Source organism: Synechococcus sp. CS-1328, assembly GCF_025128095.1.
Taxonomy (GTDB): Bacteria; Cyanobacteriota; Cyanobacteriia; order PCC-6307; family Cyanobiaceae; genus CBW1002.
Window position 1 is genome coordinate 200,428 of record NZ_JAHLYT010000048.1, and the last position, 12,720, is coordinate 213,147.

The 12,720-nt window shown below is 67.2% G+C and carries 12 protein-coding genes; 2 read left to right on the forward strand and 10 right to left on the reverse strand.

Features of this window, described 5'->3' with window-relative positions; genetic code table 11:
* The 10 genes from KQ310_RS09140 to KQ310_RS09185 all read right to left on the reverse strand — a co-directional run bounded on the left by KQ310_RS09140 (position 1) and on the right by KQ310_RS09185 (position 11,680).
* Positions 1-969 carry a GNAT family N-acetyltransferase gene (locus KQ310_RS09140; RefSeq protein WP_259721437.1) on the reverse strand — a complete coding sequence of 323 codons (969 nt, stop codon included), beginning with the start codon at positions 967-969 and terminating at the stop codon, positions 1-3.
* A gap of 76 nt (positions 970-1,045) precedes the next feature.
* A complete protein-coding gene (locus KQ310_RS09145) occupies positions 1,046-2,236 on the reverse strand; it encodes a BtaA family protein (protein WP_259721438.1) in 1,191 nt (396 codons plus the stop codon).
* An 11-nt stretch (positions 2,237-2,247) separates the two neighbouring features.
* The gene (locus KQ310_RS09150; RefSeq protein WP_259721439.1) at positions 2,248-5,010 is read right to left on the reverse strand and encodes a PEP/pyruvate-binding domain-containing protein; all 2,763 of its coding nucleotides are present in this window, start codon (positions 5,008-5,010) and stop codon (positions 2,248-2,250) included.
* A gap of 2 nt (positions 5,011-5,012) precedes the next feature.
* The gene (locus tag KQ310_RS09155; protein ID WP_259721440.1) at positions 5,013-5,972 is read right to left on the reverse strand and encodes a hypothetical protein; all 960 of its coding nucleotides are present in this window, start codon (positions 5,970-5,972) and stop codon (positions 5,013-5,015) included.
* Positions 5,969-6,457 (reverse strand): hypothetical protein, encoded by a 489-nt coding sequence (locus KQ310_RS09160; RefSeq protein WP_259721441.1) that lies wholly within the window; start codon positions 6,455-6,457, stop codon positions 5,969-5,971. Before KQ310_RS09160 ends, KQ310_RS09155 begins: the two co-directional genes overlap by 4 nt.
* Positions 6,458-6,537: 80 nt before the next feature.
* On the reverse strand, positions 6,538-7,557 hold the full coding sequence (locus KQ310_RS09165; protein ID WP_259721442.1) for a hypothetical protein: 1,020 nt from the start codon (positions 7,555-7,557) through the stop codon (positions 6,538-6,540).
* Positions 7,548-8,753, reverse strand: coding sequence for a radical SAM/SPASM domain-containing protein (locus KQ310_RS09170; protein ID WP_259721443.1), 1,206 nt, complete (start codon positions 8,751-8,753; stop codon positions 7,548-7,550). The genes KQ310_RS09165 and KQ310_RS09170 overlap by 10 nt, the downstream gene beginning before the upstream one ends.
* Before the next feature lie 228 nt (positions 8,754-8,981).
* Positions 8,982-9,470 (reverse strand): YajQ family cyclic di-GMP-binding protein, encoded by a 489-nt coding sequence (locus KQ310_RS09175; RefSeq protein ID WP_259721444.1) that lies wholly within the window; start codon positions 9,468-9,470, stop codon positions 8,982-8,984.
* A gap of 47 nt (positions 9,471-9,517) precedes the next feature.
* Complete coding sequence (locus KQ310_RS09180; protein WP_259721445.1) at positions 9,518-10,990, reverse strand: sensor domain-containing diguanylate cyclase; 1,473 nt, start codon at positions 10,988-10,990, stop codon at positions 9,518-9,520.
* A gap of 3 nt (positions 10,991-10,993) precedes the next feature.
* Positions 10,994-11,680: a sigma-70 family RNA polymerase sigma factor gene (locus tag KQ310_RS09185; RefSeq protein ID WP_259721446.1), complete on the reverse strand. Its 687-nt coding sequence runs from the start codon at positions 11,678-11,680 to the stop codon at positions 10,994-10,996.
* Between the two features lie 543 nt (positions 11,681-12,223).
* Here KQ310_RS09185 and KQ310_RS09190 point away from each other — a divergent pair.
* Together KQ310_RS09190 and KQ310_RS09195 are read left to right on the forward strand one after the other, a co-directional pair.
* Positions 12,224-12,391, forward strand: a complete 168-nt coding sequence (locus tag KQ310_RS09190; protein ID WP_259721447.1) for a hypothetical protein — start codon at positions 12,224-12,226, stop codon at positions 12,389-12,391.
* Positions 12,378-12,584 (forward strand): hypothetical protein, encoded by a 207-nt coding sequence (locus KQ310_RS09195; RefSeq protein WP_259721448.1) that lies wholly within the window; start codon positions 12,378-12,380, stop codon positions 12,582-12,584. The genes KQ310_RS09190 and KQ310_RS09195 overlap by 14 nt, the downstream gene beginning before the upstream one ends.
* Positions 12,585-12,720 lie beyond the last annotated feature (136 nt).

Genomic DNA, 12,720 nt, shown 5'->3' on the forward strand with positions numbered 1-12,720 from the left:
TCACTCCCCCCGGCCGGGGCCGAGGCGGCGGCCCAGCAGCACATAACTCCTCAGGGGGCGAGCGTAGTGCCGGCTCAGGGCCTGCCCGGCGCCGCCTTCCAGCATCAGCGCATGCACCACCCGCCGGAAGCCCCGCTGCAGGGCCGCGGCGTGGGCTTGCTCCAGCAGCAGCCTCCCCAGCCCTGCCCAGGGTCGGCCCGGCAGCACCGCCAGGGTGCGGATCACCAGGGTGGTGCCGCTGGCATCGGCGGGATGGGCCAGCAGCAGACCCACCAGCTGCTCGCCGGCGAAGGCCAGCAGGCTGCTGTCGGGATCGACGCTGGCCAGGCCGCCGTACTGGAGCTGGCAGAAGGTGTCGAGGGGCAGCGGCAGAAACCAGGGCTGCCGCTGGAAGGCCCGATGCAGCAGGCCATGGACCTGGGGCAGCAGAGCTTGGACCTGTGTCAGCCCGGCCGTCGCTTCGAGCTCCGAGGCTCTGAGGATCCGCAGGGTCTCCAGGCGGGCGGGCCGGCCGCGCCGCCGCCGCTGGTTGAGGTCGTCGCAGAGAAAGGAGTGGTAGCGCTGCTGCACGTGGAAGCCGCAGGCGCTCAGGGGCGCGATCCATTCGGGGCCGGGCAGGGGCTCGCCCGCGAAACCTGGCAGCGGGTCACGGGCTCCAACGTCCGGGGCGATTGCCTCGCGGCAGCGGTAGGGCTGCCAGCTGCTGCCGTTCATCGGGGCCAGCACCTCGGTGCAGCCCTGCGTCTCTAGGCGCCGGCAGGCGTGATCAAGCAGGGTGCGGGCGGCGGCGAGATCGGTTGCGAGATCAGCAGCGAGATCGGTGGTGGCACCATCGGCGGCGATTTGGTCGATGGGGCTCGGATCAGGGCCAGACAGGGCGCCGATGGTGCCCAGCCGCCCGCCGGCCAGGGCCGGGGTGTGGCGCAACCAGAGGGTGCAGCGGGCCCGTTCCCGGCCATCCACCACCACCCGCCAGGCCTCGTCGCCGGCCAGGAGAGGGCTGGCAGCCAGGGGATGGGTGCCAGGCGCTGCAGCAGGGCCGGGATCAAGCGGCAGGACGGCGGCGTTGATCGCAGACCTCCCCGGCCAGGCTCCAGTCCATCCTGGCGTCCGCCACCACCAGGCGCTTGTAGAAGAAGACCCGATCGCGCCGGTGCAGCTCCGCCGCCAGGTCCGTCTGGTCCTGCCAGCTTGCCGGCGGCGCCAGGCGGCAGTCGCGGTCGGCGTGGCGGTTCCAGCAGACCAGGCGGCCGCCGGGAGCCGAACTGCGGCGCAGGGCGCCCAGCAGCTCCGCCGTGGCTCGCGGCGACTGGTAGTCGAAGAGGTTGCTGAGGTTGAACCGATCGAAGCGCTCGGCTGGCTGGGTCGAGGCCAGGAACGCCTCCAGAGAGGTGGTCTGCAGGCGGAGCGCCGCCAGGTTGCTACGCACCCGCAGCACCAGCTCGGGCCGCAGGGCCCGGGGCAGATGGGCACCGAAGCGGCCCAAAAGGATCCAGTGCAGGTAGGGATTCTCGGCGGGATCCAGGGCGATCAGGGCATGGCGCAGGCGCTCCACCAGGTGCCGGCTCTGGGAGCCCTTGCCGTAGAGCACCTGCTGCGGGCTGGTGCCCAGTCCGCCCAGCAGGAGGCGCGAGAACACCAGATGGAGCAGCAGCCGCTGGCCGCGGCTCTGCCAGCGGCGCTGGAACCAGGCACTGCGTTCCTCCGGGCTCAGCCCCTGCAGCAGCGCCTGCCAGCCGGCCGGATCCGCCAGACGGGGCACGATCCAGCGGCGGAAGCGGGCCAGGTAGCGCTCAAAGCGTCCGGCCTGCAGCACCCCCGCCGCGATCACCTGCGGCTGCTGGTCCCAGAACCGCAGGGAGCCAGCATCGAGGCGCTCGCGGCAGCGCCGGTAGAGCTCCAGCCGGTGGAATCCCACGGACGCAGACAGCACCTGCGGCTCTGCGACGGTCAGGTCCCTGGCCGCCGGCTCCTCAGGTTGTTCCCAGGCCCCCAGGAACACCAGCAGTTCGCCCGGATCCAGGCAGCCGTAGGCCGCGGCCTTGAGGGCAAGCAGGGCGATCTGGGCGGGATGGCGGTCGATGGCGACCACCTGGCTGGCCCCTTCGGCGAGCAGGGCCAGGCTGTTCTCGCCGCCGGAGGCGATCGAGAGCACGCGGCACCCCTGCAGGGGCGCCAGGGCCTCCACCAGCCGATCGGCATCCTCCCAGCATTGGCCGTACAGCAAGCGGGACATCCTTGGCCCCATCAATAGGTGCCGGGCTCAGTGGCCCCGAGACCGGCACTCTTGCTTGCGGCACTGCCGGCATCAGGGCCATCACAGCGGCGGACCAGCCCGCTGCCGCCATCGATCTCCAGCCAGTCGTCGTTCTGCAGCAGGGCGCTGAGGCCGGCGAGCTCGGTGACCATCGGCAGCCCCAGCTCCCGCGCCACGATCGCCACATGGGAGAGCACGCTGCCCCGCTCCACCAGCAGGGCACAGGCCTGGGAGAAGAGCAGCACCCAGCCCGGATCGGTGCAGGCGGCCACCAGGATGCGCGGTTCGTTGGCGGTGGCCCCCGGACCATCCAGCCAGGCCCGGGGATTGCTCACCAGCGCCACCCGGCCCCGCACGCGCCCGGGGGAACAGGCCGTGCCCTGCCACTGGGCTTCAGCGCTGGATGCTGCCACTTGTTCTGCGGCTGATTCTGCCGTCGGATCCCTGGGATCGCTGCTGGGAGAGGCTTTCTCCGGAGGCGGTGGCAGGTCGAGAGCAGGCAGGCCCCGGGTTTCGAAGCGCCGCGGTAGGGGCGGCTGACGGCAGTGCCGCTGCCATTCGGCGCGACGCATGGCCACGAGGCCGCGCAGGTCTGTGGTGGTGCCATTGCCCTCCACCACCGCCATCACCTCGTCCACCTCCAGGAAGAACACATCCTCGGGGCGATCGAGCCGATCGAGGGCGGCCAGGCGACGGCCCAGCTCCAGCAGCAGGCGACGGGCCAGGCCGAACACGCGGGTGCGTTCGAAGCGCAGGTTCTCTCGGTTTGCCACCAACCGCCGCAGCTGGCGACGCAGGGCGAACAGCAGCCAGCGCTGGGGCCCGCGCAGGGCCAGCGCTGGCTGGATCGATGCCGAGGCCTGCGCCCGTGGAGCGGCCGGTCCCGAGGAAGATCCCTGTTGGCGTCGCGCCGTCAGCGCAGCCGCAGAAGCAGCAGCGGCCCCGAGGGTGCGCAGCAGCGGCAGGGGATCGTCGTTGAGGGTGAGGCTCTCAAGTTTGAGCTCCTCCAGGCAGCGATCGCCGAACACGGCGAGGTAGTCGTTCAGCGGAGCTTCCAGCTCGGGCACCGTGGCCAGGGCGCGGCGGATGGCCGGCAGGGAGCCGCGGCGCAGCAGGGCCACCAGATCAGGCCGCTCCACGTCCAACTCCAACACCAGCGCCGCCATCGCGGCGATGCGACGCGGCGGTTCGCTGCTGATCACCGATCCGATCTCGCTGATCCAGGTATTGCGCAGGCCCCCGCCGGCATCGAGGCCCCAGCGTTCCAGCAGGCGGCCCAGAACGCCGTGCAGCACCATCGCATAGAAGTCGTTGATCAGGGGCGCATCCCAGCGGTTGAGCAACTCCGCTTCGATGGCGCGGTAGCGCTCCACCAGCTGATCCGGACGGGCTTCCGCCAGCGCCGTGGCCTCGTGCGCCCCGGGCAGCACCCGATCCAGCCGGGCCAGAAAGTTGCGCTTTCGCCGCTCCAGGGTGAGGTAGTTGCCCAGCAGGGAGCCGCTCGCCCGCACCAGCCGCAGCAGATCCCGCAGGGGATGGACCGGGGGCTCCAGCCGCAGCTGCTCCCGTTGACGGGGCTCCAGCGGCTGCTGCACCCCCAGCATCTGCTCGAGGAAGGCGGCATTGAGGGCATACCCCGGCAGCAGCGACAGCACCCGATACCAGCTGTGGAGGTTGTAGTAGATCTGCCCCTCCAGGAAGCCGATCATGGTGGCGAACACCCGCCGGTGCCGGCGCACGCGGCTGGCGGGCACGCCCATGAACAGACAGAACTGGGTGTAGACCTCCGTGTAGGCCTTGCGGGCGAAGGAGAAGGTGAGCGGGGTGGTGACACCGCTGTAGCTCTCCACGATGTTGCTGTTGTCCCAGAGCGCCACAACGCCGTCTGGATCCGCAACCCGCGCGATGGTGGTGATCGGGCGGGCCTGCAGCAGCCAGAGGCGCTCCGGCTCCCCTGGTCGCTCCGGTGCCTCCAGTGCCCATTCCACGTCCTGGGGTGCGCCGCAGTCGCGGGCGACCTTACGCACCAGGTGATGCACCGCCAGCAGACGGGTCCTGTCCAGCAGGGGCCGGCCGGCCTGGAGGGGGCGACTCTCCAGGACCCGGTCGTCCCAGCTGAGGCGGTACTGGTCGCCCTCGGCCGTTCCCGCCAGCAGATCGGCGGCCACACCCGCCACCGCCTGGATCAGGGTGACGCCCCGCTGACCGGTGAGCGGATCGGCGCTGAACGCCACCCCGGCCACCAGGGGCCGGCGCATCGGTTGCACCAGCAGGGCTGGCGCTGTGACGGGGGTTGGGGTGGAGGTTGCTGCCGAGCTGTAGGCACGCACCGACGGCTCGAACGCCGAGGCCCACACCGCCAGCACTGCTCTAGCGAGGTCCTGAGGTTCGACGTCCAGTACGGAGGTGTATTGCCCCGCAAAGCTGCGCTGCCGCCCGTCTTCCAGGGGCGCGGAAGACCGCACCGCCAGGCGGCCACCATCACGTACAAGAGGTTGCACGGCCAGGCGCATTTCGGCCTCCAGCCAGTCGGGCAGGCGGCGGGGGCAGGGGTGGTCGGGTTCCAGGGCCAGGGAGAACGCCTCCGGCAGGATCACAAGTCCTGGCCCCACGGGATGGCCCAGGCCTGCCAGCCGGCGCAGGGCAGCGGCTTTACCGCCCAGTTGTGTTGCCAGGGCCTCCTCCCGTTCTCTGGTGGCCTCAGGCTCTCCATCGAGGGGGCGCCACCAGGCCGCGTGTCCTTGCACCTGCATGGTCAGAAGCGTCCCACCAGCCATCCAGGCCAGCCCAGGCTGAGGTAGAGGGCCAGGATCCACACGGCTGTCGCCAGGGCCAGGGGTTCGGCGCCCCCCTCAGCGGCACCTTCGAGCACGGTCGGTAGCCGGCGCAGCCGCAACCGGAGCACCACCAGCAGCGGCAGCAGCACCAGTGCCACCACGGTGCCACGGCCGGCCGTCGCGCCATCCCCGAGAGCCATGGCGGCCAGAAAGGCCGCCCCGCCGGAGGCCAGCACGCAGCACCACCAGAGGGTCAGGGCCGGCCGCAGACCCCAGAGGGCACTCCAGGTCTCGACCCCCGGCTCTTCGGCGATCGGTGCCCGGATCTTGCGACCGAGTTCGATCACCAGCCCGGCCAGATAGGCCGTGAGCAGATAGAGCGCCAGAGGGACCAGCGGCAACGCCCCGCCCTGGACGGCACCGCTCTGCAGCGCGAGCAGCAGCAGGGCCAGCAGCGGCACGATCACCATGTGGCTCAAGACGTAGACCACCAGGTGGGCCTTGAGCCAGCGGCGACAGCCGAATTCGGCGCACATCAGCAGCAGGTAGCCCCCGAGCACGGCCAGAGCCCCCAGAGCCGTGGGCGCGATCGCCAGCACCAGGGCCAGCTGCAGGGCCGCGGCCACCACCCCCACCCCGGCCAGCTCCCGCAGGCTCACCAGTCCGCGCGGCACGGCCCGGTAGGGCCGCCAGCGGCGGTCGTCGTCCAGGTCCTTGAATTCATCGGCGATGCGCATCTGCAGAAACAGCAGCAGGGCCACCACCGATCCGGCCAGCAGCGCCGGAATGCTGGCGGTACGGGCCTGCAGGGCGGCGCCGTAGCCCACGGCCGCGCTGCTGAACACCAGGATCAGCGGCCCATGCTTAGCCAGCGGAAAGCGTTCCCGCTGGTATTGCCACAGCCGCAGCGCCAGGGGGTATCGGATCACCCCGGTCATGGCTGGGCTTCGGTTGGGCGGGAATCGGCGGGGCGGGAATCGGCCAGGGCCGCCTCGATCTGCACCGGACTCCAGCCGCCACGGGCCAGATCCTGGCGGATCCGCTCCGGTGCCATGCCCTGCTGCCGGGCACGGCCGACATAGGTGGTGAGCCGCGTCACCACCGGGTCGCTGCCCGTCGTTGGCAGGGTCAGTGGCCGCCGCAGTGGGCTGGGCAGGATCAGATTCAGCATCCAGCCGATCAGCAGGGCCAGGCCAAGCCAGAACACCCCGCCGATTCCGGCCGTGCAGACCACCGAAACAAACAGAAGTCCTGCGGCATTCCCCAGGGATCCTGTCATCACTACCAGGCCGATCAGCAGCACCGGCATGCCCAGCAGCAGCAGCCACAGCACGGCTTGCAGCGATGGGGCCTGCCGTCTGGGTCCGGGGCGCTGGGATGGCGTGCCCGGCAGTGACGGCGGCGGTGGAGAGGCGGAGGTCATGGACTGGTGGTGCGGGCCAGAGTGCGGAGGATCGGAGCAGTTCGGCTGGGCAGTGATGGGCCGTTCAGAGATGGGGCAGTTCAGAGATGGTTGTCGATCACGATGTCCCAGTAGCGAACGAAGCAGATGATCAGGGCCAGATAACAGGGAATCGCAAAGGCGATTTCAATCGGAGCCCCCAGCAGCGGAATCGTGAACCCCGAGAAGTTCGCCACGGCGCTGGCTCCATAGACCCGCATCCCCAGGCTCCAGAGGGTGTATTCGATCGGCAGGGCGATGGCCGTGGCCACCATCAGCGCCAGCACGAATCTCTGAGCGATCGGACGGTGGGCAAAATAAGACGACACAACGGCGGCGGTGATGGCGATCACCAGGATCCAGAGGCCGCTCATCAACACACTGATGTCGCGATAGAGCATCGACCAGGCCGGAAACCCGCGGTTTTCAACCATGGGCTCCACCATCACCTCAAACAGCAGCACCGCCACCAGGGTCAAGCCCAGGCCCCGACCCCAGTGAATCCGCCGCATCGGCAGCAGCAACGGATCCTCCAGCACCAGGCACCAATACTTGTAGAAGCTCAGCACCAGGGAGGTGAACACGGGCACGTAGAACAGCAGCTGCAGCGGCACACCAGCCACGAAGCCCCCCACCACGGCATCCAGCACCTCGGGCGCATAGCTGCGAATGCCCAAGTGCACCACTAGAATTTCCAGGGGCAGAGTGAGTAGCGTGATCACCAGCAGTTGCAGGGTGAAGCGTCGCCAGGCTCGCCAGCGGGGCCGGAGTTGGTCGATGATCTCCACCACCAATAGGAAAAAGACGCTCCAACCGAAGGTGAGGATCCAGCTGACATCCTGGTACAGATAGGCCCAGCGGCCAAGGTGGGCGTTGTGCCACATCGGCGCGGTGAACAGCTCGAAGATCAGCACCCCCACGGCCATCAGACCCAGCCGGCTCGGTATCCGATCCCGGAAGCGCGCCAGCCAGACGAGCGCCGCCAGGCCGAGCAGGATCACGGCGGCCACGAAGCCGGCGGCGGCACCGGTGAGGCTGCGATCCACCGCACAGGCGGTGAGCAGCAGGGGGGTCAGGACCATGACGACGGCTCAACCGATGGAACAGTGGTGGCCGCACCGCCGCGCACCGTGGGTTTGGCGCGAAACTCGGAATCCTTCACCTTGCAGCCGCCCCACTTGGCCCGCTGGAAATCAGGATCGTCGCTGAGGCGCTGCCAGACGCGCCAGAGCGGTTCCTGCACGGCATTGCCGAAGATGGCGTGGTTGAAATCACACGACATCACATCGCCATAGGGTGAGAGATAGAAGTAGCTGGTGCCGCAGGCGCAGCCCACACTGCGGTGGCTGCTGATGTAAGCCGAGAACACCACGCCTGGATAGCGGGGATCCGCATTCCAGCGATCGGCCGAGCGGATCATCCGCTCCACCCAGTCGTCGCCGCCGGCATGGCCCTCGCGATCCACCAGATCATCGCGGTGCTGCAGCCGACCGCTGGGCAATGCATCGAAGACCAGCACTTCGTGGGCACCGACCTGACGGGCCAGCTCCACCAGCCGCTCCAGTTCGCCGGCGGCATAATCCTCCGGGGTGAGGGTGGCCGAGATCCCCACCGACAAGCCCTGCCGGCGTGCCGCCCGCAGCCCCTGCAGGGCTCGATCGAATAACCCCGGCAGCCCCCTGCGCTGGTCATGCCGAGCCGCATCGGCGGCATCGAGGCTCACGTAGACGCTGTCGAGGCCGGCGCGGCGCAGGGCCACCGCCTGTTCCGCCAGGTGCCAGCCATTGGTGAACAGCAGCACGGTGGAGAGATCCTTGTTGACGCTGCGGATGATCTCGCTCAGATCTGGTCGCTGCAGCGGTTCACCGCCCACCAGGTTGATGATCGAGACGCCCAGCTCCTGAGCCTGCCGGATCAGATCCCGGGTCTGCTCAAGGTTGAGCAGCGGGCGGCCGGGATCCTCAACGCCCTCATAAAAGCTGCAGTGGCTGCAGCGAGCATTACAGCCGTCGGTGACGGCCAGACTCATCAGATTGGGGATGTTGCGATTCTGGATGCCGCGGTAAAGGGTGCGGGCGATGAAGTGATGGGCCGGGCGGCTGAACAGTGCCGGGGTGGAGAGGGAATAAACAGGAAATCCATCACGAAAATGGATGATCTTGCTGTGATTCAGATAGATGCGGTAGAGCACATCCACGAAATCATGGGCACTGCCCAGGCCATGGCTGAGCAGGAACCAGCTCAGCCGTAACTTCCGCAGCTGGGCCAGTCCGCGCATCGTGCCGCAACGTTCCGACTCTTCAAGGTATGGGGCCCGTCTGCGCTTGGACGTTTCCAACGATTATCTTAAGAAACCCTTTGGCGCACCAATAGTTTCGCGTCAAGCGCCTGCCCAGTCACTGCCTGCTCAGTGGCAGCGGGAAGGGGCCCAGCCAATTGAAGGGCTTGGCGTGGCTTGGTTGTCCGCAGCCTGATGTCCGCGGCCTGGGGACTGGGTGGTCTGGTCTCAGCGGTAGTTCTCGAACTGAAGCGGCACCTCGAGATCTTCGCTCTTGAGCAGGGCGATCACCTGCTGGAGATCGTCTTTGTTCTTGCCGGTGACCCGCAGGCTTTCGCCCTGGATCGCCACGGTGACCTTCTTGATGGTGTCGCGCACCTTCTTGCTCAGCGATTTGGCCAGCTCCGGGCTGAGACCCTTGCGGAGGGTCACCACCTGCCGCACCCGGTTTCCACCGGCCGGTTCGGGAGTCTGGAACTCGAAGATCTTGAGCGAAAGATCCCGTTTGGTCGCCTTCTGGCGCAGCACGTCTTCCACCGCCTGCAGGGTCATGTCGCTGGCGGTGGTGATCACCAGGCTGGTGTCCTCCAGCTCGATTTCGGTGCCGGAGTCTTTGAGGTCGTAGCGCTGGATCACCTCGCGGCGCACCTGATCAATGGCGTTCACCAGCTCCTGGCGATCGAAATCGGACACGACATCGAAGGAGTAGGAGCTCATTCGCGCAGAGAGTGAAGGCCTGGGGGAAATCGTATGTGTCCGGCGGCTCAGCAGCAGCTGGCCAGATCCGGATCGGCAGCCCTCAGCAGCGGTGCTGCCGGCGGTGCTGCCACGGGAAAGACCCGATTACCGCCCTGGGACTTGGCCTGGCGCAGGGCTCGGCAGGTGCGGCTGAGCAGATCTTCGGGGCAGTCGCCCGGCTGCTCGAGGGTCACCCCCACGCTGAGCCGAGGCCGGATCCAGTGGCCGCTCACCGGCAGCGGCAGCGCCAGAACTCTGCGGATCGATTCAGCCAGTTGCACCACCTCCTCGAGGCTGCCCATGCCGGCGAAGACCGCCACCAGCTGATCGCCGCCCAGACGCGCCATCAGATCGCTGGGCAGCACCAGATGGCGCAGGCGATCGGCGAGGGAGCGCAGCAACTGATCGCCGGCCTCGCGGCCATAGGTCTGGTTCAGGAGCCTGAATGCATCGAGATCCCAGCAGGCCAGCCCCACGGGCTGGCAGCGGCGCCAGCGGGACTGGTCCAGCCGGGTCAACCGTTGCAGGAGTGCCGTGCGGTTCATCAGGCCGGTGAGGCGATCGCTGCCGATGCCGGCTTCCCCCTGCGATGCCCGTCGATGGCCGTGTTCTGGGGGCGAGGCGTTGTTGCAGCAACGGCCTGTGATCCGGGATCTCTCGAGCGGATGGCAGCCGCCCAGATGGGAACTGCCCTGATGGGAGCTGCTCTGAGGAGAGCCGTCGCCGCTTTTCCCTGCTGCGCCGACATCCTGGAACGCAAGAATCCAGCCATTGCAGGCGTGACCCTCGCCGGCCAGGGGCCAGCAGAGGCAGCGCATCCATCGGTCGGTGCCATCGCTGGCCCGAAGGCGCAGCACACTGCGCTGATCCGGGCAGAGGGCGAAGGCCTGGGCGGGATTGAAGTCCGGCAGGAGATCGACGTCTGGCAGGAGTTCCGCGAGGCTGCCACCCAGCAGTTGATGGGAGGTCCAGCCCAGCAGGGTTCGCACCGAGGGGGTGATCCAGCGGATGCAGCGATCTGCGTCGATTTCCACCAGGAAGGCCGAGAGGGCCTCGGTCAACAGCCGGTTGCGATAAGTCTCACTGCCCCGATCGAGGTGCACAGGAGCCAGGCCGCTCAGATCAGTTGCAACCAGACACTGGGTCTCGAGGTCACCATTGCGGAGGCCGCTGCTGCTCATCAGGGTGAGAACGGGTTCTCCATTGCGATGCAGCAGCACCAGCTCGGCCTGTTCGGTGCGGCCTGGAGACACCTGCCGCAATCGCTCCACCGTGGGCCATTGGCTGGAGGGCGTCAGCGCGGTGAACGGTTGGCCGCAAATTGTCTCGCGGGCGTGGCCGATCAGGTCTGCCAGAGCCTGATTGGCGTAGTGCACCGCTCCGGAACTGGAGAGCGTGAGCACGCCATGGCCCATCTGCTCGACGATGGCGCGGTAGGGCTGATCGACGTTGGCATGAATGATGACGGCAGCATCGGCAGGACGCAGTTGCGCAGTCATGGCTCAGGCCGTGCGGGGATCAAGAACCGGCGCCAGACAACGGCGCAGCTTCCGAAAGGTCTGCCGCTCCAGATTCTGAACCACACCTTTGGTCAGCCCCATCACCTCTGCGGTGGAGCTCAGGGAGCGACCATCCGGTTCGGCATAACGCAAGCTCAGAAGACGGCGCTCTCGGTGATCCAGGGCTTCCACCTGTTCCCGCAACCAGCGGTAGTCCTCTTCCATCACCGGAGCACGCTCATCAGCGATCGCATCGATCAGGCAGAGATCGTCTGACGCGCCGGCAATCGGCTGATGCAGGGAGGTCATGCGGCTGTGCCGAACGGCACGAAGCGAGGCCTCCAGGCGCTCCTCCTCCACATCAAGCGCAGCAGCCAGCTCGCCGGTTGTGAGGCTCCGATCGGAGCGGGCCTGCAGCCTCCTGGCACGGCTGACCAACGTGATCATCGGGACGGGGATGCGGATGGGAGAGCCCGATTCCCTTAGGCAATTGCCGATCGCTTTGCGAATCCACCAGAAGGCGTAGGTGGAAAACTTATAGCCTCGCTTCGGATCAAATCGCTCTACGGCCTCGATCAAGCCCAGGTTGCCGGCCTGCAGCAAATCGAGCATTTCCAGGTGAAGGCCTTCGAGGCGATTGCTGTATCGGCGTGCAATCATCACCACCAGCCTGAGGTTGGCGGACACCATGCGGTTTCTGGCCCTCTCCGCACTGCATCGCAGCGCTTTGGTGGGCTGGGGATCCTTCAGCCATTGCTGCACGATGGCGGCGAGGTGAATTTCCTCTGATGCCGTGAACAGCGGAACTCGTCGTAAGAGAAGCAGATACTCCGTGAGTCCGTCGGACCCAGAATCAACAGGCAACTGAGAGTAGGACATTGGATGAAAAGATGAACAACCAGGCGTATCAGGGTCTTTGCGACCTGCTTTCAGTCAGCCAGAGTCCATGTGTTCTTCAGGTTGGAAACGTGCCTCTCCGTTATGGAAAGCCGGTGGAGGTGTCACCTGCTTTTGCGTCCACATTAAGCCAGTTGTGCTGATGGATACACCTGATTCGCGCGGGCTGCACCTTTGCGTCAATCAAGCACCTCTTCAATAGTTATCTCGAGGCCCGCCAGCGTTTCCTGCTCCTTCTTCAGGCCCTGCCAGCCAGTCGGCTGGGGATTGCGGTTTTAGGGGGAACCGGGTCGATCCGCTGCTCGATTGCCACGCGGCAGTGCGTCCTTCGCCTGTATGTCGGCGGAGCGCTGGCAGCGTTGCCTCCGTCAGATCGGAACCCTTGGGCATGGGCTGGATCTGGTGGTGGTGGGCGCTGCAGATGCCCAACGCCTCAGCCAGTCGCTATGGCAACCTATGGGTGATTCGGTCCGGGAGGGCCGGGTGCTCTATGTCGTCGGCTGAAGACGCCCTGCTGCTGCTGTCGATCGTGCGCCGCCACCTGCGTACCCTGGCGCGCGGACTCGATTCGGAGTTTCCAGAGGAAGACTGGGGCTCCACGGCCCAGCGGGCCGTGGAGAAGATCCTCAAGGCCTGGATCGTGCTCGACGATCGCCAACCCCTGCGTGTGCATGATCTGGCGGACCTTGCAGCCTGACTGCCCGACACATCTCTGAAAACCCTTGCGCCGAAATGGGTCTCAGGTCATTGGGTGGGCAGGGACCCGTGAGAGCTTGGGGTTCTCACACCAAACCAATCCCTCGTGGATTCCCACGCCCGGCTCCATGGTGAGC